This is a genomic window from Clostridium sp. C8-1-8 (assembly GCF_009928445.1).
Lineage (GTDB): Bacteria > Bacillota > Clostridia > Clostridiales > Clostridiaceae > Clostridium_AR.
On record NZ_JAABNO010000011.1, the window covers coordinates 33,959 to 54,405 of the forward strand.

General features: G+C 28.3%; 22 protein-coding genes and 1 tRNA gene. 16 read left to right on the forward strand and 7 right to left on the reverse strand.

Features of this window, described 5'->3' with window-relative positions:
• The first annotated feature begins 209 nt into the window (after positions 1-209).
• Positions 210-286: transfer RNA gene (locus GXK57_RS12670), tRNA-Arg, on the forward strand.
• A 216-nt stretch (positions 287-502) separates the two neighbouring features.
• Here the strand turns inward: GXK57_RS12670 and GXK57_RS12675 are convergent.
• Together GXK57_RS12675 and GXK57_RS12680 are read right to left on the reverse strand one after the other, a co-directional pair.
• Positions 503-1,567, reverse strand: coding sequence for a hypothetical protein (locus GXK57_RS12675; RefSeq protein ID WP_160676728.1), 1,065 nt, complete (start codon positions 1,565-1,567; stop codon positions 503-505).
• A 316-nt stretch (positions 1,568-1,883) separates the two neighbouring features.
• A complete protein-coding gene (locus GXK57_RS12680; protein ID WP_160676731.1) occupies positions 1,884-2,219 on the reverse strand; it encodes a helix-turn-helix transcriptional regulator in 336 nt (111 codons plus the stop codon).
• 169 nt (positions 2,220-2,388) lie between these two features.
• On the opposite strand from GXK57_RS12680, the gene GXK57_RS12685 reads away from it, so the two are divergent.
• Positions 2,389-3,174, forward strand: a complete 786-nt coding sequence (locus GXK57_RS12685; RefSeq protein ID WP_160676734.1) for a DUF5780 domain-containing protein — start codon at positions 2,389-2,391, stop codon at positions 3,172-3,174.
• A gap of 86 nt (positions 3,175-3,260) precedes the next feature.
• Here GXK57_RS12685 and GXK57_RS12690 read toward each other — a convergent pair whose 3' ends face one another.
• The gene (locus GXK57_RS12690) at positions 3,261-4,502 is read right to left on the reverse strand and encodes a site-specific integrase (RefSeq protein ID WP_160676737.1); all 1,242 of its coding nucleotides are present in this window, start codon (positions 4,500-4,502) and stop codon (positions 3,261-3,263) included.
• Between the two features lie 2 nt (positions 4,503-4,504).
• Positions 4,505-5,071 carry a helix-turn-helix transcriptional regulator gene (locus GXK57_RS12695; RefSeq protein ID WP_160676740.1) on the reverse strand — a complete coding sequence of 189 codons (567 nt, stop codon included), beginning with the start codon at positions 5,069-5,071 and terminating at the stop codon, positions 4,505-4,507.
• Between the two features lie 181 nt (positions 5,072-5,252).
• Between GXK57_RS12695 and GXK57_RS12700 the strand changes: the two genes are divergently transcribed.
• From GXK57_RS12700 to GXK57_RS12740, 9 genes are all read left to right on the forward strand, one after another.
• Positions 5,253-5,435: a helix-turn-helix transcriptional regulator gene (locus tag GXK57_RS12700; RefSeq protein ID WP_160676743.1), complete on the forward strand. Its 183-nt coding sequence runs from the start codon at positions 5,253-5,255 to the stop codon at positions 5,433-5,435.
• A 73-nt stretch (positions 5,436-5,508) separates the two neighbouring features.
• Complete coding sequence (locus tag GXK57_RS12705) at positions 5,509-5,739, forward strand: hypothetical protein (RefSeq protein ID WP_160676746.1); 231 nt, start codon at positions 5,509-5,511, stop codon at positions 5,737-5,739.
• A 17-nt stretch (positions 5,740-5,756) separates the two neighbouring features.
• A complete protein-coding gene (locus tag GXK57_RS12710) occupies positions 5,757-6,314 on the forward strand; it encodes a hypothetical protein (protein ID WP_160676749.1) in 558 nt (185 codons plus the stop codon).
• A 698-nt stretch (positions 6,315-7,012) separates the two neighbouring features.
• On the forward strand, positions 7,013-7,405 hold the full coding sequence (locus tag GXK57_RS12715; RefSeq protein ID WP_160676752.1) for a hypothetical protein: 393 nt from the start codon (positions 7,013-7,015) through the stop codon (positions 7,403-7,405).
• Between the two features lie 10 nt (positions 7,406-7,415).
• On the forward strand, positions 7,416-8,183 hold the full coding sequence (locus GXK57_RS12720) for an ImmA/IrrE family metallo-endopeptidase (protein WP_160676755.1): 768 nt from the start codon (positions 7,416-7,418) through the stop codon (positions 8,181-8,183).
• Complete coding sequence (locus GXK57_RS12725) at positions 8,180-8,767, forward strand: hypothetical protein (RefSeq protein ID WP_160676758.1); 588 nt, start codon at positions 8,180-8,182, stop codon at positions 8,765-8,767. The genes GXK57_RS12720 and GXK57_RS12725 overlap by 4 nt, the downstream gene beginning before the upstream one ends.
• Positions 8,768-9,886: 1,119 nt before the next feature.
• Complete coding sequence (locus GXK57_RS12730) at positions 9,887-10,285, forward strand: hypothetical protein (protein WP_160676761.1); 399 nt, start codon at positions 9,887-9,889, stop codon at positions 10,283-10,285.
• A 73-nt stretch (positions 10,286-10,358) separates the two neighbouring features.
• Entirely contained in the window at positions 10,359-12,662 is a 2,304-nt protein-coding gene (locus GXK57_RS12735) for an ABC transporter permease (RefSeq protein WP_160676764.1), read from the forward strand.
• Positions 12,662-13,357 (forward strand): ABC transporter ATP-binding protein, encoded by a 696-nt coding sequence (locus GXK57_RS12740; protein ID WP_160676767.1) that lies wholly within the window; start codon positions 12,662-12,664, stop codon positions 13,355-13,357. Before GXK57_RS12735 ends, GXK57_RS12740 begins: the two co-directional genes overlap by 1 nt.
• Before the next feature lie 557 nt (positions 13,358-13,914).
• Here GXK57_RS12740 and GXK57_RS12750 read toward each other — a convergent pair.
• Entirely contained in the window at positions 13,915-14,541 is a 627-nt protein-coding gene (locus tag GXK57_RS12750; protein WP_160676774.1) for a hypothetical protein, read from the reverse strand.
• Positions 14,542-14,729: 188 nt separating this feature from the next.
• Positions 14,730-14,933 carry a DNA-binding protein gene (locus GXK57_RS12755; RefSeq protein ID WP_160676777.1) on the reverse strand — a complete coding sequence of 68 codons (204 nt, stop codon included), beginning with the start codon at positions 14,931-14,933 and terminating at the stop codon, positions 14,730-14,732.
• A gap of 678 nt (positions 14,934-15,611) precedes the next feature.
• Between GXK57_RS12755 and GXK57_RS12760 the strand changes: the two genes are divergently transcribed.
• The 5 genes from GXK57_RS12760 (at position 15,612) to GXK57_RS12780 (ending at position 19,367) form a co-directional block, all read left to right on the forward strand.
• Positions 15,612-15,818, forward strand: coding sequence for a hypothetical protein (locus GXK57_RS12760; RefSeq protein ID WP_160676780.1), 207 nt, complete (start codon positions 15,612-15,614; stop codon positions 15,816-15,818).
• A gap of 448 nt (positions 15,819-16,266) precedes the next feature.
• The gene (gene lepB / locus GXK57_RS12765) at positions 16,267-16,827 is read left to right on the forward strand and encodes a signal peptidase I (protein WP_160676783.1); all 561 of its coding nucleotides are present in this window, start codon (positions 16,267-16,269) and stop codon (positions 16,825-16,827) included.
• Between the two features lie 327 nt (positions 16,828-17,154).
• The gene (locus tag GXK57_RS12770; protein WP_160676786.1) at positions 17,155-17,562 is read left to right on the forward strand and encodes an SdpI family protein; all 408 of its coding nucleotides are present in this window, start codon (positions 17,155-17,157) and stop codon (positions 17,560-17,562) included.
• A gap of 25 nt (positions 17,563-17,587) precedes the next feature.
• On the forward strand, positions 17,588-17,866 hold the full coding sequence (locus tag GXK57_RS12775) for a hypothetical protein (protein ID WP_160676789.1): 279 nt from the start codon (positions 17,588-17,590) through the stop codon (positions 17,864-17,866).
• A gap of 319 nt (positions 17,867-18,185) precedes the next feature.
• The gene (locus GXK57_RS12780; RefSeq protein ID WP_160676792.1) at positions 18,186-19,367 is read left to right on the forward strand and encodes a cation diffusion facilitator family transporter; all 1,182 of its coding nucleotides are present in this window, start codon (positions 18,186-18,188) and stop codon (positions 19,365-19,367) included.
• Between the two features lie 114 nt (positions 19,368-19,481).
• Here the strand turns inward: GXK57_RS12780 and GXK57_RS12785 are convergent, their stop codons facing one another.
• Positions 19,482-20,273, reverse strand: a complete 792-nt coding sequence (locus GXK57_RS12785; RefSeq protein WP_160676795.1) for a glycoside hydrolase family 16 protein — start codon at positions 20,271-20,273, stop codon at positions 19,482-19,484.
• Positions 20,274-20,447 lie beyond the last annotated feature (174 nt).

Consider the following 20,447-nt stretch of genomic DNA (forward strand, 5'->3'; position numbering starts at 1 on the left):
CTTATTTAATTACAAGAATCAAATTGATATGAAAGTTTGTTATAGTATAGTAATATAAAGTCAATAATATAGAAGAAAGATAACGAAGTTTTTTCGTGTAAACTAAGTGTTTGCAACAATTCCGACGATTTTATACATGTAAAAGGTTAGGTTTCTATTGATTTATGTAATCCTTTGTGATAAAATTATTTCGTTGTATAAATCAATATGCGGTGGTAGCTCAGTTGGATAGAGTAGCTGGCTACGAACCAGTTGGTCGGGAGTTCGAATCTTCTCCGCCGCACCATAAGAAAAGCAGATATTTCAGCAGTTTGAGATATCTGTTTTTTTTATCTGTTTTTTTAAAACATTTGAATGTGGTGTTTATTTGGTGTTTACAGATGGGAAATACCAAGTAATTTAATATTGTGGAGAGAATTTTATAGAACATTTTCACAGTACTAAAGTTAGATTCATAGATTTATTAAAAGTAAGCTTAAATAAGAATATTAAGTTTTTTTAGCTAATAAGTAGTATTCAAGTTTTTTTCACTGAATGAATAAGTTTTATTATTAAGAACTAAAACATTTTGGATTTCTACTTTTTTATTGCTAGTTGATACTGTCAATTTAATAGAGTTATTTCCATTATCGATGAATTTGCTTAGATCAATTGAATATAAATATTTATCAAAACTTTTATTTAATAATACTCGCCTATATTTAATAGTGTCGTTTGAATTGTTTGTTTCTGTCACCTTAACCATACTATGAAGAAAATCATCTGCTTTTAGCTTAATATGTTGTTTACCTTTAGAATTAGAAATGTCTAAGCTGAATTCATCTGGAAAGTTTATTGTTTCTAGATGTATTATCATATACGGAGTAGTACTATCTTTAAAATCCACGTTAAGGTTAGATGGATATGAAGAATATAATTTTAATTCAACAAGTATTATAAATATTGTTAATAGCAGATACATAAAAATATGGAATAACCCATGTTCTAGTTTAAGCTTCTTCTTAATTTGCAAAATTATAACTATCAGAATGCAAAGCGATATAATAATAATATAAATGATCTCAAAGTATGCCATGAATGTATTTCTTTCAATATAGAATAGCGCGATTAGTACAAAAAACTGAAATGTGCATGCTAAAATATGAAACTCACAAATTTTTAGTAATTGGGAATAAGAATCATCAGCTTTTCTTAAGTATTCAGATTTTAAATTTCTGTAATCTAAGAAACAATATAATTCTAAAAAGCAGTATCTAATTATATATGCTAGGATCATAAATAAGGAAGATAAAATAATTGCGAAAATAATATGCTCAACGCCAAGTGGCGAATCTTTTAAAATAAAGCTATCTAGCTTTTCATAAAGGCCTTGGTAAGCGTTTATTAAGAGTTTTGCTATAACTTTTACAAAAAATATAATAGCGCCGACAGTTATAGTAAAAACTAATAAAAATCGTTCTTTTCTCTTTGAATAATCTAAATCACTTGCATATAAATCAGGCTTGAATGGAGTTTTATTAATAGTTTCCTTTTTCTTATTTTTTTTAAAACATTCTAGTATTTTCATAATACCTCCTAAGATTGTTAAATAACATATTTTATGATAATTATCGGCAGGTATATATATAAATATAGACTATAAATATAAAAAGTTATATATAATAACTACTAATAGCTTCAGAATTAGTTTTAGGGCATTCTGAAGCTATAATTTACTCAGTGTTTATAATTTACATATCTAAAGTAATAGTGGGCTTAAAATTCACTTTGATTGATTCTGAAAATAAACTATGAATGTATTTTAGATAAGTTAGAGTGTTGTACTTAGTTAATTATATAAAGATTAAAGGATAGGCTTAAATATCTTTACTTAAGCCTATCCTTTAATCTTTATATTTATGTTCAAGCAGTAATTTAGTCATATCGTATATAAGTTTTAAGTCTTTATTTGAGCAATCTTTGATTAAATCTGCAAATTCATCACTTAATAATTCTTTAGATACATAAACAGAATTTGATAAGAAAAAATCTATAGATGTTTCTAGTGTATTAGATATTTTAACAAGTGTCTCTAGACTGGGTTTAGATAGACCCTTTTCTACATGGCTTATATACGTATCAGACAAGTCAGTCATTTCAGCTAGTCTACTTTGAGTTAATTTCTTTTTCAGTCTTGCCTCTTTGATTCTTTTACCTAGTAATTCATAATTAACGTTCATAAAATCACCCAGTTAAAATATAGCAGTTTTAATAAAAATGAATAATAAATTATAAGGACGAATTGTACTTACAGTTAATGTTTGGTAAAATAAGAATATGTATTTATGTAATACTATTTAAAATTGAATTTGGAAGATTAAATTTAAAAATATTTAAGTAGGTGATATATTGGTTACTAAGTTAGTGTTATCTTGTTTTTCAATTGGTATATTGGGTTTGAGTGGGGTTTTAGTTTCAGCAATTAATAAGACCAGAAAGGGAAGAAAAGTTTTTGGTATTGGCATGAGTTTTACAACAATTATATTTTTGGCAATATTAATACTGGGCGGTTTTGTAGCTATTGATGATGTAAATCAAACTAGAATAACAGAAGGTATACTTTCAAGTTTAAAAAAGGAAAGTAAAAATACAGTTACAGAAAATGAAACGCAGAAAATGCAAAATCAAAATTCTAATATGCAAGCATCTAGTCAAGAGATTAAAGATTCAACTACTGATAATAAGAGTAGTAGTGGTGAAAATGCTAGGAACTCTAATCTAAAAAATGATACTAAGCAATTATCAATGAAAGGTAATATAGAAACTAATGAAAATGATCCTCTTCAAATAGAGAGTTGTATACCTACTCAAATAAGTACTGGTCAACTTGTAGCAAAATATAAAGTTAAGAACAATTCTAAAAAAACAATTGATGCTTATATTACTACAACACTTATGTTCGATGGTTTTGATGAACCAGTTCTATATTACAATACACAATCTAATCATATAAATCATGAACACCAAGACTACACACTTGCACCAGGTATAAAGGATGAAATTCTGGGAAGCGAGGTTATGGATAAGACTAAAAAAGTAAAGGGAATTATTATGAAGGTACATTTTACTGATGGTACTACGTGGGAGAACCCTAGATGGGACAAATTTATAAAAGATCAAGGTAAAAAGTATTAGTAAGTTGGTTTTGTAGAAATACAAAGCCTTTTTATTTGTCATAATTTCTAAAATCGAAAAAGAGATACATAAAATAAAAAGCAGGATTATATCTGCTTTTTATTTAAAATACTTTTAGTAAATAAGTGCTCTAATTTGTCAGCGGCTAACATATCGGATTTTTGAAGAGAGTGTGAATAAATATCCATGGTTGTTGATGTTCTTGCGTGTCCAAGTCTCTTAGATACTGTACTAACATCAACATTTTGATTGATTAATAATGTAGCAGAGGTATGTCTTAATCCATGAAAATTTACTTCTGGCAACATAAGAGCTAATTTATCTTTTTCTAAGATAGAAGAATCATTTGAAATCTTTTTATTATGGGTTCTAATAAATTTTAAGAACCATTTACTTATAGTGCTAGGAAAAATAAAACTACCATCATTTGTAGTAAATAAGGCATTGTTATCGTGCCATAAATCACCTAGCTTTGTACGTTCTATATTCTGCCATAACTTATACTCTCTTAATAGTGTTAATACTGATTTAGGTATTGAAATTACTCTACTTGTTTCAGTTTTAGTTGATTTTATGAAGGTTCCTTTTCCAGGTAAGTGTTGCAATGATTTATTTATTTTAATAATGGAGTTATTAAATTCTATATCATCCCATGTTAAAGCGGTTAGCTCACCTTGACGCATTCCTCCATAAATCGATAGTGTAATCATTACTCTGTACTTCAATGGTTCTGCCTCAATAAGCTTTAATATATATTGTGTTTGCTCTTCGTTGAAATGTCTAGCTTCCTTCTTTATAACCTTTGGTGCTTTAACCCTTGATGCAGGATTATTTAATATAAAGCCCCATTGTAAAGCACTGGTCAAGATTGAACTAATTAGACGATGGTGATGGAGAATTGTTTTTTCACTTAAGCCTCCATCCTTATTATCTTCTCTAATTCCATTTTCTCTTAAATTATTGTAAAATGATGTCAAGTGTATTGGTTGAAGTTGAATAAGCTTTAAGTGACCAAGAGCAGGAGTAATTCTTTTTAATAATCTGCCGTATTCTAATAGTGTCTTAGGCTGTAGATTAGAATTTGCATAATTCTCTATCCAATGATTTATAAACTCTTCAAAGGTTATTTTCTCATTATTAACGTAACATCCTTTTTTTATTTCTTCTTGATACAGTATAAATTGCCTTTTTGCTTCAGCTTCTTGTTTTTTAGGTGGGATATGAGATAAATCTATTGTCTTAAAGAAACGATTTTGTTTTCCATTTTTATTATATCCATTTGAAACTGTTAATTTATATGAATTCTTTCCGCTCTTCTTGTACCCCATGCTTAGTCCTCCTCTTCATTAATAATTTCATTGAGTTTATCCATTGTACTAAGTAAGTTATCAATGGCTTCATCAAACAATGGAGCTAATAACTTTTTCTTATAATATCCGATGTCGAATGTTTTAATAAATTTAAAGACTTTTGAATCCTTTTCTCCATGAAGAAGCTTATCGTACTTGTCTATTTCATCATTAGATAAGGTGTTATATCTATCAATTGCTTGTATTAATTTATCTAATCCATTCATCAGAAATACATTTTTAATAAAAGTCAGGTTTTCATTGGAAACTTCACTTAATTTATTCACAAGACTAGTGTCTAAGATGGTTGAATTAATAGTAGATAACTTATGAGCATCGAGAGTTTTATACTCACTTTTTCCAAGTAGATAATCAGTACTTATGTTAAATTCATCTGATATTTTTAGTATTATATCTAGCCCCGGTTGCCTTATTCCTGTTTCGTAGTTTGATACTGTTTGTTTAGATAAATTTAGTTTTCTAGCAAAATCAACTTGATTTAATCCTTCATCTGTCCGTACTTTAACAATTCGTTCAGCTATTGTCATAAAAATACCTCCTTGATTAGTTAAGATAAGAATAACACAGTAATAATCTTGAGTCAACAAATTTCATACTAAGATACATTGACTGTATAACAAAATTCATATAATATTAAGTTACAATATTCATACTAATCAACGGAGGGTATATAACAAAATGAATACTATAATAGCAAAAGGCGATGTTATGAAACATCAAAGAATAACAAAAGGGTTGAGCATAAGAAAGCTTGCAGAAATAGCAGAACTAAATCCTGTCACAATTCAGAAAATTGAGAGCCAATCATCTAGACCGAATCCATCAACTGCTAAAAAAATATGTAATGCATTAGAAGTAGACTTTGATGAAATATTCACTATTGCAAAGTGAATATATACATAAGATATTTAATATTGAAAAAGTGATATTAAGATTAGATAGGGATAATAAAGGAGTAGTAAATATGACTAAATACATGGGTATAAAAGAAGCATCAGCAGAAAGTGGAATAGCACAATATACATTAAGAAATTTATGCAAACAAAAGAGAATCCGATATAACTTAGCAGGAGATACGAAATATATTTTGAGGTTAGACTGGTTAGAGGAGGATTTAGAAAAATTGGCTTTGCAAAATATAGACTCTTTGGGTAGTGTCGGTCAGCTTGGTAAATTAAGAAAGGTGGAAGGTTAAGATATAAAGGTATATTTATGGTGAAAAAGAAGAAAAAAATATATGAAAGCTTTGAAACGTGGGGAAAATCTAATTTTATTAGTATATATATTGATATGATTAATAGCAAGGCTTGGAAAGAGTTAAACGCGTATGATATTACATTATATGTGTATTTTAAATCAAAGTTTCACAGAAAAGTACTAAATGGAATAGTTGAAAATAGTAATAAAGATAATATAACATTTCCTAAAAAAACATACGGTAGTAAGTTAGATGAAATAGGGTATGAGGATATAATGAACCAAAGAACATTTTTTAATAGTATAGATAAACTCATAGAGCTTGGATTTATAAGAGTAGTGCAACATAGATGGACAATTAGAGAATCAACAATTTATGGATTCAGTGATATGTGGAAGAACTACGGAACTGAAAAATTTATGATTTATAAAAAGGATAGGAGAGCAAAGGGAATAATTTCTGAAGAACATAAGGAAGCAATTAGTATTGCAAATAAAAGGAGAAATATAAAAAAAAGAGAGGGTGAAAATAATAAAGTAAAGAAAGTTAAAAAGTTAAAAAAGAATGGATGAAATTTTTAGCTTATGTATTTTTGAATATTGTAAATATGTAAAAATGCATATTATGATGATAGATTTACATTTCATGAATATATATAAATGCATATTGATGAAAAAGGTGAAAATAATCGTTTAAGCAGTAATATAGTGAAAGTGGAGTGCAAAATACTAAAAGCACTACTATTTTCTTATAATATGCTAATATACATACCCACTATATAATACCATATGTATATTTTAAAATTAAATAATAGGTCTTTTATAAATACATAAAGTAGATCATATATTAATAAGTAGAATGTAGAATTCAACATTAAAAAAAGTTTAAATAATATATAGATTGGATGATTAAGGATTAATGTATAATGCAGGTATTTTAATACTGAAAAGAACTGAAAAATTTTCTATATGAAATAAACTTTTTAGTTAATATAATTCTGTAGATATTTACTTGATTTATAATGAAATATTACACTGATAGAATATATAAAGAGAGAGGAGATAAACTCTCTTTTTTTTTATTGAGATATATATTATTTTTTTGTTTAAACTTAATTAAGAAGTTTACTAAATTATTGGTTAAAGGAAAATTTAAATTTAGGATAGGTTATATTATCGTAATGATGTGTCAAAACTAAAAATAAAACATATACTGAATTGTATAAATTTTACTATAAATATATTGAATTTTAGTCACGGAGAGTGATATAATGAAGGCAGTATTAATAGATTTTAATGAATATAAATATTTAAAGGGGGGGAAAAGTATGGGCATTGGAGCATTATTGAGAGAAAGAATGGATTATTTCAAAATATCTGAAGAGAAATTAAGTGATGAAGCTCTTGTTGATATGGATGAATTAAATAGTATATTAAACAATGATGTTTCATATAGTGAAATTGATGAAATAACCTTAGAGTTCATATCAAATGTAGTATACTGCAAACCAGAATACTTTATTGATGAAGCTGTAAGGAAAAGAGATATAGTTAATGCTTGTTATAATAGAGGAGACTCTACCCCTAAATCTAATAAAATTAAAGGTATATTACAAAGCTTTACTGAAGATTTAGCTTTTTTAATTGAATTAAAAGGGGAATAGAGGGATAAAATTGGAAGTTGAATATAGCAAGATAGAGGAAGCAAGAAGATTCCTAGGAATAGTAGATTATCCAGGGAATCTTTTTTCTTTGTTTAGTGATACTGAAATAATGGTTGATAAAAAAAAGGTAGTACTATTTAAAGAAGATATAGATAGATTGTCTGGATTTATTGGATATAATAGCGGTTATGCAATTATATGTGTAAACTATAAAAGAAATATAGGACATCAAAATTTTACTCTGGCTCATGAATTAGGACACATGTTTTTACATATAGGATTAAGTATGTCTGATTCTAATCCTGAAACATCCGGTGGTAGTGAACGAGAGAATGAAGCAAATTCATTTGCTAAAGAATTATTATACCCTAAAAAATGTGCTGATGAAGATTTAAAGCACGTATTAAAAGAAAGATTACTGTATAGAGAAAATTGGGGAAAGCTCGCGGAGTATATTAATGCCTTGTGCTGTAGGTATTATACAAGTTTTAGCTTTACCTTTAATAGATTATTGGAGAGTCAGTTTAGAACTTATTTAGAGAGGAAAACCTTTTACAAAAGTTTTAAAAAGAAAGAGATAGGAGTTTTTGATAAGAGATTCCCAGAAGAAGCATTTATGTATAATGTAAAGCCTGATCATGAGTTTTATGTCCCTAATTACGAGCCATACAATTATATGAAGAGGTTAGTTGAAAGACTTATCAAAGATACTGAATTAGGATTAGAGACCGGAGAAGCAATGATTGAAAGGTATGAGGAGTTGGAGGGGGAAAGTTGATTTATTTAAAGGATACATGTGTTCTTATAAAAAAATTCAATTCACTCGAGTTAATAAACACTGCAACTATGTATAAAGAGACTAAAGATACATTTGCACTAACTGATGTTATATTGGATGAATTGAGACCTGGAAAGTCTGTAAATCAATATGATGCTGATAAATCTAAGAATCTATTAAGTGGCATAAAAATTTTAGAGCAGTCTAATGCTGTAAAAACATATTGCGTGAAATCAGATGTTAAGTATAAGAGTAATTTTGATAAGATTAGAAGGGCTTTCTATGGTCATTTAAAAGACCCAAGAGTTATAAAAAAGGCTCTTGCTAATAATGAAATTACTATGGAACAATTTAAAAGTAGATCTTATGTATATAAAGATTATGGAGAATGCTCTTGTATAGCAGTAGCAATGGATGAACCTAATAATATATGCATAGTATCTAATGACAAAGGAAGAATATTTCTTAAACCTGATATAAATTTATTTGATAAATATAAAGAATCAAATAAGATAAATGTTTTTGAGTATGATGAATGGAAGAAAATGATTCAAGATTCTCATAAACAACACAAAGATGCTTAATGAAATTATTAGAATTTAGTTTTAGTGGTAAAGAATTGAGGTTGAATAAAGCAAATTTCTGATTCATAAATAAAGATAAAGGCGTAGTAATAAGTAGTGTTTATTTAGTGTTTATAAATACTTAAAGATACTGAAAAATACATGAAAATACGCATAGTAAATACTATTAAAATGTTGTATTACAGGGATTTGAGATAATATAATTTAATATAAAATAAGTAGTCTGCCACACTACGAACCAGTTGGTCGGGGGTTCGAATCCTCTCCGCCGCACCAAAAAACTCAGAAATCTCAATGGTTTCTGAGTTTTTTTTATTTATAGCAACATTAAACAACTTGTTAAAATAACACAACAATAACGCAACCTTATGGATTTTATATATTTTTATATTGATGATAAGACAAAAGTATATTGTTTATTGTATGTATGAATATTTAATGTAATTACTCAAAGTATTGTTATATGATTGTTGATAGTGAAATTTAAAATGTTTTTTGATATGAAACATGTTCAAGCAGTAGTAGTATTTATAGAATATTATGTGATTTATTAATGTATATAGGCATACTCTGTGGAAGTTTGTATATATCTTTCTAATGTTGAGTTCTTGCAAATCTTCAGTACTTAATAGATACTCAAAACTTCATTAACCTTTTAATAGTTAGTTTTAAAGTAAAGCTAACAATGAATTTTTATGGATATAGTTTGCTTTGTTGCATATTGTAACGATATAGTATTATTATTATTTATTACTATATTAAAGAATATAACTAAAATTATAGTTGTTTTTAATTGAAATAAGTTTCATTATTTGAGTTATTTTGTCGATTTAATGATAATAGAAGACAACTGTCTTATTATGTAATAGTATCAAGTAATATGTAGAAAAAAAATATTTTACATGTTAAGTAGAAAAAAGTATTATATATATGATGTAATATTACATTAAACACTAATTTTATACAAAATTTGTTAAGTAATTTGTAGTATTTAATACTTTCGCGCGTTAGTAAATTAAAAAAAGTAATATATTAATTAATTTAATGAAACATGTGTTGATTAGTGTAACATCAAGAAATGAAATTTTAAAATAAGGTATGAGATGGGAGAGAAATAAAATGAAAAAGTTATTAAAAAAGACAATGGCGGTAGGATTATCATTAGCTTTATTTGGAGCAGTTTCTGCTTCAGCTGTATCACTTTATGATCAAAATGTTAGTACAGGTACCGTTAAGTTAGGTTTACTTAATAAGTCTGGTAGTAGTTCTGCCATTGCAGAAACTGATTTTGTACAAAAAAATGGATATCAAAGTTTAAGATCTTACGTTTACTTATCTGCTAAGAATAGTTCGGGTGTAGTCTTGAACAATACGCAGGGATATGGACGTGGAAATGGTACTGACGCTAGACCTGATGTATCAACTTGCTCTCTTACACAGGCAGGCACATATAGATGGATGAGTACTCATAGATCAGAAGGTATCTCAGATTACGCATATCTTACACTTACAAATTAATTAGAAATGATGCATGTAGGGATTAGACTAATCAAATCCCTATATGCTTCATTTATTAATGGGGAGAATTCATATGATTATATTAAAAAATATTATAAAAAATAAAACAAGTTCATTAATTATTGTTATATGTATGGCTATTAGTATGATAGGTTTCAATATTGTTTTTAATATGTTTTTTAATTCATCAGTAGAGTCGTTTGAAAGTAATGTTATTTCAAAAAATAACATTATTTTATCAGCTATATTTGGAAAAGAGCATACTTTAAAAGAAGTTAATGATTTAATTAAAGAGATAGATAAATTAGGTGTTAAAGTGGCTTATAGTCGTGAGATAACATTTAAAGGTGAAATGTTTGATAAACAGGCTAATGTTATTTGTGTTTCAAATACTAAAATGTATGATTTTAATTTATTAAAAGGAAGAGATATAAATAATCAAGATATTAATAAAGGTGAAAAGATTGCTGTCATCTCATATGTATATGAAGATTTATGCAGAAAGAAAGGTGACAAGCTTTTTATAGATATTGATAATGATTCTTATGAAGTAGTTGGAGTATTAGGTAACAAATACTCAAGTTCCTATTATAAGCTGCAAATATTTATTCCATATACAGCTGCTCCACAAAATTGGATAGATACTAATAAAGTTGCAAGTCAGCAATTTCTATTAAGTAGTGATAACATTAATATTAATGTACTTAAGGATAAGTTTGATATAAAGCAAGCATCGTTTTCTACTCCTCCGGTACAAAAAATTAACTATTTTTTATTTTCAACCAAAAACGATGTTATATACTTTTTAACACTTTCATTAATAGCTATAGTTAACATAGTTATATTTTCAATATATTGGGTATGTAAAAAGCAGAATCAAATAGGTATATTGAAAGCTATAGGGTATTCCACTAAGGCCACAAATGCTTTAGTAAGAAATGAACTTTTAGTTTTAGGTTTTATATCTGCGATTATTTCAAGTTTAATATACTATCCATTTTCTAAATTTTTTAATAAAAACTTTTTTGATATGGGTTTAAATGGCTCGCCAATTATATTTATTGCAGATATAATGTTTTCATTTATTTGTTGTTTTATTGTAATTAAGTTTAATAATAGAAGATTAAATAAACTTTCTATAAGCAGTAATATTAATATTCATATAAATTTATCAAAAAACTTACTAATTAAAATAATAATGATAGTGCAAATATTTTTGGTTTTGAATTATTCAGTAGAAGCATTTAATTCACTAGATTTTGTTTTCGGTATCATGAATAGAGCTAAAAGTATAATACAGATTAAAAATGTTAAGGTTGTAGATCCTTTTTCAGTATCATATGATGATAAAGTATTAGATGGATATAATGTTAGAAAAACTCTTTCTGATTTGAAAAAAGAAAAAGATATAGGGTTAGTTACATATTTATATGATGTTGATACTTCTTCCGATGTAGAAGGTTTGAATAATAAGGATAAGATAAATAATTATGTACCAACTTATTATTACGGTACTATGAGTAAGATTCAAGGAAATGGTGCTATTCCTTTAGTATATATAGAACAGGATTCATTTAAGCAATTAAAAATTAAAGTTAAGCAAGATATATTAAAAAATGAAGACACAGGTACTATTCCGGTTTTTGCGGGTTATGATTACAAAACGCTTTTTTCTGAAGGAGATATTATAAAAGGTAAATCAGGTAATAGATATAAAATTGTAGCATTCTTAGATAAAAATCAATATATGTTTGCCACAAATTCTGGATCTGATGCACTAAGTTACACTAACAATTTAAACAGTTTCTTGGTTGTTCCATTTGATATTAAAGATACTAGAGTTTTACCACCAACATATAGAGAAGATGATTTGGATTTCTACTCTATGACAAATAGTTTTATTATTTACAAGGGAGATTCAGGGGAAAAGTATATAGATGCTACATTGAAACATATGGGTATTAGAACAACATATTTGAGTGATCAAATGAAGAAATTTACGCTATTAAATTTTAACTATGTTGCATATAAATTATTTAATGCAGTAATGATATTATTAATTAGCTTATCTGGTGTTATAGGCTTTATTCTGTCAGCTATTTTCTCTGAAAAAAGATATATAGGAATTAAAATTGCCTTAGGTTTTAGTAAAAAAAGGATTATCTTAGAATATATAATTAATACAGCTAAGTTGTTATGCTTATGCCTTGTACTATTAGTTGTAAGATATAATATACATTCTGAAATTAACTTAACGATAGCTCTATTCTTGAAAACATTTTGTGTTGCTATCTTTATATTGATACCTGTAATTATATTAACTAGATATTTTATAAATAATTTTGAAGTTAGAGAACTTATAGGAGGAAATCAGTAATGAGTATTATAAGCTTAAGCAAAATAAATAAAGTATATGAAACAAAACAAACAAAAACAATTGGATTAAGAGAGATTAATCTTGAGATAAAAAGTAACGAGATGGTTGCCATTATGGGCCCTTCTGGCTGTGGGAAAAGTACATTATTGAATATTATTGGCTTGATAGACAAGCCAACAAGTGGCTTATACTATCATAATGAAAAAGATACAAGTACTTTAAATGATCAAGAAGCAGCCGCTATTAGGAATAGGAAAATTGGGTTTATATACCAATACTTTGCGTTAATAAAAGAATTTAATATAATAGAAAATATAATGTTACCTCTTAATGTTAGAAAATTGACTAAGAAGGATAAACTGGAAATAGCTTTTCAACATTTAAAGGAAGTTGGTCTTGAAGATGTAGCTAAAAAATATCCAAACGAATTATCAGGAGGGCAACAGCAAAGAATTGCTATAGCAAGAGCCCTGGGTCAGGATACAGATGTCATACTTGCAGATGAGCCTACTGGTAATTTAGATCAGGATACTGGAAAAGATATTATGAACCTTTTAGTAAGCATAAACAAAAAGGGTAAAACTATTGTTATAGTAACTCATGATGAGAAGATAGTTTCCTATTGTAATAGAAAGATTACTATGAAAGATGGAGGAATAGTAGCAGATGAAGTATTGATTGAATTAGAATCTTGAGAGTACTAAGTTTTAGTTTACTGTATATAAAAAAATAAGATGGAAGAATTAATATATTAGAAGTACTCCTCATTTACATTAACAAATGAGGAGTATTTAGTTTAAATTTATTTAATAAAAATTCATTGATTTTCGTCTTAGGTAAATTTAGTTATATAAACATAGCATACCTTTTAAATTAAAATATATAATTTAGTAATTCAACTGCTTTTATCTTTTCTTGTAAATGCACATGAGTATATATATATTTGCAGTTATCTCTAATTTACTATGTCCCAATAACATTTGCACAGTCTTTAACGAAACACCTTTTTTAAATAATCTTGTGGCATAAGTATGCCTTGGAGAATGGAGCTTTTTATCGGGTATACTAGCTGATTTTAATATCCTGTAGAAGCTCCTGGATAGGTTTCTTCCATCAATAGGGTTACCTAGTTCGGTTGCAAATACCAAGTCGCTATTGTTATATGCATCACCAGCTTAGAGCTTTTCTTGTGCTGCTTTAATTCAGAAATCATAGATGAAGTAAAAGGCACTGTCCTAGTGCTATTTTTGTTTTAGGAGCTTGTACTATGATTTCTGTTTTTGTTGCCACTACTAGTTATATCAAGTTTTGCGACTCTTTTAAAAGTTCTAGATATTTTAGCATTGTTAGCGGTTAAGTCTATATCACACCACCTAAGTGCAATAATTTCACCAAGTCGTAGGCTTGTACTCAAATCAAGTTTGAATAGGGTACGCAGTCTATGCTTACTACTATCTAAATAATATAAAAATTTATGTTTCTCTATTAGTGAAAATATTTGAGATTCCTCTTTTTTCTGAACTTTAGGTAAAGTTGCGCCTGTACATGGATTTATAATAATGTATTGTTCTTTGCAAGCTTGGTTAATGCCGGACTTTAGTAGTTTATGAAATAATCTAACTATAGTAACACCTTTGTTTTTGTTTAAATTATTATAATAAATCTGTATATGGGAAGTTTTCAAATCCTTTAATTTGATAACTCCAATGTCGGAATTTCTAATGTAACTTCTATATATTCCATTATATCGTTTTATTGTAGCTGATCTAATATAATTTATTTTAAAGGTAGTTAACCAAATATTTATCCACTCTTGAAGAGTTGTTTTTTTATCTTTTGAAATTAAACCGAAAGCAGATTTGTTTCTGTAATCATTCATCTTATTAATAACTTCAGATTTAGTTTTTCCATAGAATTGCTTTCTTTTTAGTCTGCCATTATCCTCTCTCTATTGTTATTGTGGCGCTCCAGTCATTTTTGTATTTATTAATTAAACCCTCGCTATTTGATTTTTTCATAATAAATTAATCTCCAAAGCGATTTTATTTAATATATTTTTAATGAAGTTTAAAAACTTTTTCCAAGTTGGATTTCAATCCATCCGTCCATTTTGGAACCAATAATAATTATTTTTTTGCCACAACGTATCATTGGAAAGCCTTTAACATTATCTAATTCATAAGCTTTATTTTGACCAATACCGTATTCAGAACAAAAATCTTTTACTGACATTGTTTTTTTATTAGTGTTTGTTTCTATAATAGATTTCATAACTAAAGTCCTCCTAAATATATGAAATATATATTTATTTTAAAGTGCAATATTTATTAAAATAATTAAAGTGGTTGTCCAACTAGGATTCCATATACATAGCTATAATATATAGTTGTAAATCTACTATTTTTCAGTGTTTGCATACCTTGTCCCTAGTACCAATAAATATATAAATAGCATATTTAGTTAAAGGGTATTCTAGTCTTGACCTTTCCAAAACCTACATACTTTTTCGTATACAACTTCTGAAGAAAGGTATAAAAATTCAGAATATTTATACCCTATAATGTTGGTCTTATTAGTTGTGGCTTCATCTATATCTTCCAATGACCACATATTACTAAGTAACATATTTTGAATTGGAATTATAAAAATAATTCCAGGATTTTGTTGGTCAGGGGTTCGAATCCTCTCCGCCGCACCAAAAAACTCTTAAAGCTTGATATTTCAAGCCTTTAATAGTTTTTTTGTTTTATCAATGAATTTTCCTCAAATCAAACATTTAATTATTGAGAGTAAATTTACTTATAGAATAAGGAATTATTATCTTGATATAACATGTTAATAAGATGCTTCCAGCACGGTGTTCCCTTTATATGGTTACTTTAAGGTTGTACGTGTCGTTAAAAATATGGAATAGTGGTAATATTAGTAATATGGTGAGGCGGATTATATATGAATAAAAGAAAGTACATAATTGCCATAGTGCTATTAATTTGCTCGTTGGCTTTTTTATACAACGGAATAAAAGGTGCTTATGGAACAAAACTTCATTGGGTAAGTTATTTAGGCTTTATCGCCTTTGGATTATTATCATTAAAATACTTTTTAGAGGCCTGCAAAAACCATAATGTTATTAGATTAATTAGTATGGAAATATAAGAGGTAGAAGTCATATGATGATATGATTATTCTATCTTTTTTGTATTTTATGTGGCATTATTGAGTGAATCTTATATATGAGTATAAAAACCGTTTTTATAAATTTTTGTAAGATTAGATTTTTAAGGCAAATTATAAAATAATAGTTTGAAGGACAAAAAAAATGTGTTAATATTATTACATAATTTACAATATATGTAACTAAGGGCTGTAAACTATTCAAAAAATATATTCTAATAATATAGTTTAGGATCTTCTAGTTTGCTGAATAGACATATTGCTTCAATCCTTAGACTCAAGAAAGTTTTCTATGAATCTGGGAAGATTTATTTTGATAGATTTTATTTGGAAGTAGTATCTCTATAAAACTTAACTATTAACATAGTACCTATCTATATCTTTTAAGTAAGAATACAAACTAAGCAATAGTCGAAAGGTGGATTAAGTAATGTTAAAGGCCATAAATAAGAAAAGTAGTCTAATGAAACGTGTAATAAATATAATAAAAGATTATATAATACCTATGGCAGCTGCAGTATTAGTTGCTTTCTTAGTAAACAAGTTTTTATTATATAAGGTTTATGTTCCCTCAGCTTCCATGTATCCAACTATTAAAGTAGGAGATAACATAGTGGTAACAAAGGTCTATGATAGAAGTAAGCTGCAAAGAGGAGATGTTATTGTATTCCATTCTAAGGAATTGAATGAAGATCTTATAAAAAGATTAATAGGTCTTCCTGGTGATACAGTTGTTATAGACAATGAAGGAAAGATGACTATTAATGGTAAGGATTACTCAGAGCCATATGTTAAAAATAAAGAAAATTTAGCTGGAAGTTTCAAGGTCCCAAAAGACAGTTATCTATTTATGGGCGATAACAGGGCTGAATCAGATGATGCTAGAAGGTGGAAGGAGCCTTATATAAATGGAGAAGAGATTATGGGAAAGGCTCGATTTATAATATATCCATTCAATAGACTTGGCGGATTTGCTACCAAGAGCAATTAATTATAATATGGTTCATCTATTAAATTCATTGATTATAGTTTAATTAAATAAATATACACCTTATCAATAATAAAAGGGTTAGAGGTTCTTTATTGATGAAGGTGTTTTTATTTTACTTATAAATAAACTGTGATTTGCCACAGTATTATGTTAAAAAACACGAAAATGCAGTATTCTTTAGGTATTCAATGATATTTAAAGATAATACCACTTAATTTAACATTAAGGAGGAACAGTGGAATAAATGAAGTGGTTTGAAGAAATTGTAATATAAGTAAGTGGTAGTTATAATTGGTTTAATAAATAGTTTATTGTAGAAGGCACCATATGATTAAAAGTTATATTTTATATGAAGGTGATATTATGAAGATATTTTTTTCAATATTAGTACTGATAATACCAGTGCTTATGTTATGTATAGGATTTAGGTGGAGGAGCAATCCACCAAAAGATATTAGTATGATTTATGGATATAGAACTACTATGTCCATGAAGAATAAGGAAACCTGGGACTTTGCTCATAGATGTTTTGGTAAGGCATGTTTATATATTAATGTGCCTTTAATAATAGTATCTCTAATACTGTTAGTCTTATTTATAAATAGTAGCATTGATAAACTTGGATTAACGGTTACTTTGATAGTGTTAATACAGACAGCAGCAATCATTTTAGCATTAATTCATACAGAGGTAAAATTAAAAAGCAGGTTTGATAAAAGTGGATTACCTAAATAAGGTTTAATAAGAAAGGATATATAATATGAAGAATTTCATATTGGGACTCATAATTGAGGCTATAATTATTGTTGTTAGCTTAATACTTAGACAAATACAGATATTTACTGTGGCAAACGAAATAATCTTTGGCTTTACTATTATGATAGGGGTAGCTGGAAGTGGCGTTGGAGCGAGGTCTTATCCCTCCCTTGATCAAAAGGCTGATGAGGAAATTGATAGACTGAAGGTGCTTAGAAAATATGCTTACTTTGCAGCTCCAATGTTTGTGGCACTCTTAGTAAATTACTTGTTCATTGATTAAATAGTTATTCATATTTGTCAAAGGTAAGTTTTATTGAAGATTACAAGATGATTGCTTCATAATATTTAGTGCTTACCAACCAACTTGCTATCGTGCTCTTGTGCAATAATGTGGATTTATATGGTATAATACTTAGGTGTAGTTTGCTAAAAAAGACATATACTGCTTGCATTAAGGATGTGTTTAAAACACCTTTACACTAATAAAGGTGATTTAAGGTATTTATGTTGTAAAGTAGTACATGCATGGCAGTTTTATTAATTCACATGTAAAGAAACACAAGATAAAAGAATAGAATAATAATTGGAGGTGAGTTTATTTGAAGTTTATATTTGATTATCTAATCAAAAGGTTTGTAAAGGACTATAAGAATATCAATTCTCAAAATGTTAGGCAATCCTATGGTTCGCTTGGAGGTAAGGTCGGTATTATAATTAATTCTTCGATTCTAATTATGGAGCTTGTTATAGGTTTACTTCTAAATAGTATAGCTATTACTGCAGATGCTTTCCATAACCTTACAGATGCACTATCATCCTTAGTTACAATAATTAGCTTTAAGCTTTCCAACCGTCCAGCAGATGACAAGCATCCTTTTGGATATGGAAGAATAGAGTATCTTACAGCATTGCTGTTTGCAGGAGCTATATTGGTGGTAGGAGTAGAATTTTTAAGAAGTTCTTTTTTACGTATATTACATCCTGTGAATGTTCCTTTTAATCTCATAAGCTTTGTGTGTATGCTATGTGCACTGCCTTTACAAATATTGCTTAATAGGTTTACTAACTACATAGGTAATACTATTAATTCATCAGCGCTAAAGGCGTCAGCTGTAGAATCTTTCACTGATATACTAGTTTTATCTATGGTTACAGTATCTTTATTGATAACTAGATTTACTACTTTTCCTATAGATGGATATGTGGGAGTTGTGGTATCAATATTTATTCTTCATTCAGGTTTTGAGCTTGGTAAGGATACGTTGGATACTATAATAGGAAAGGCGCCAGAAAAGGAATTTGTAGATGAGCTTATTAACAGTGTGTTAAGCTATGCACCTATAACTGGTGTACATGACTTAGTTATTCACAATTATGGACCTGGAAGATATATTGCTTCTCTTCATGCAGAGGTTCCGTATAATATACCTGTAATGGAGATTCATGATGTTATTGATAAAGCTGAAAAAGAGATCGGTCATCAAATGAATGTATATCTATCAATACACATGGATCCTATAAAGACTGACAATCCAGAGACAGTTAGGTTAAGGGAAGAGATTTTGGAACATATAGGTAAGATAGATGGAGTAATATCAATTCATGATTTCAGAGTTGTTGGAGATTGTGAAGAGAAAACACTTATCTTTGATGCAGTGTTGGATAAGCCATATTTTACTGAGGCTAAGGAAGAAGAAGTTAAGCTTAAGATTGAAAAAACTATAAATGACATTCATCCATCTTACAAGAGCATTATAAACTTTGATAGAGAATTCTATTAAGAAGAAAGTTTTTTAGACTTAAATAAGTTTGTGTTTGACGTTGGAAACACACAGTACCTAGAAAGGCGTATTGATTAGATATGACTCTCTAGGTACTTTTATTTCTAGAAAACTCTATTGATATACTCTGACGTAATCAACTAGCATTTGAGCAGGGAAAGCAGTTGATCCGCTTGGGTTACCAGGCCAGCTTCCTCCAACAGCTAGATTTAATATTATAAAGAATGGCTTGTGAAACTCATCAGTACCATTTATGTTGTTTGCTATATTAGCTTCATTGTATTGAACTCCATCAACAAACCATTTTATTGAGTTAGTATCCCACTGTATTGCATAGGTGTGGTATTGAGTTACATCAATATTACTGGATTGATTTCCGTAGGATGCATGACCGTTATTATCCCAGTGGATAGTACCATGGACTACACTTTCAGAATTGATATGCTCCATTATATCTATTTCTCCACAGCCTGGCCATCCAACTTGAGTTATATTTTGACCAAGCATCCAAAAAGCAGGCCAAAGACCTTGTCCATTAGGCATCTTTATTCTTGCTTCAACTCTTCCATAGGTCCAGTTCTTAAGACCTTGAGTCTTTAATCTAGCTGAAGTATAAGGTGAGCCTCCATAGTTTTCTTTTCTAGCCTCTATAATTAGATTACCGTTTGCTACTCTGGCATTTTCAGGTCTGTTTGTATAATATTCAAGCTCATTATTTCCCCAACCTCCTGCACCAGTTTCAAAGGTCCAGTTTGAGGTGTTAATAGAGCTACCATTAAACTCATCACTCCAAACTAAGGTAGAAGCTGTAGCAGCTTTAACTGGAGTTGAATTGGTGTAAGGCATAATAGACGCAGTAAGAGCAAGTATAGCTGGAATAGTAAGAAGTTTTTTGATTTTTAACATAATAATCCTCCTAAATATTTAGATTTTATTCGTTAGAAAAATATAGCCTGCCAGAATTCCTTCACCCATCCAAAGAAGAGTACAGATAAAGTGAACTACTGATGAAAGTTGCAGTATAAATTATTGCTAAGGACAAAATAGTAAAAATCTAGGTAAGTTTATAGAATGTCGGTA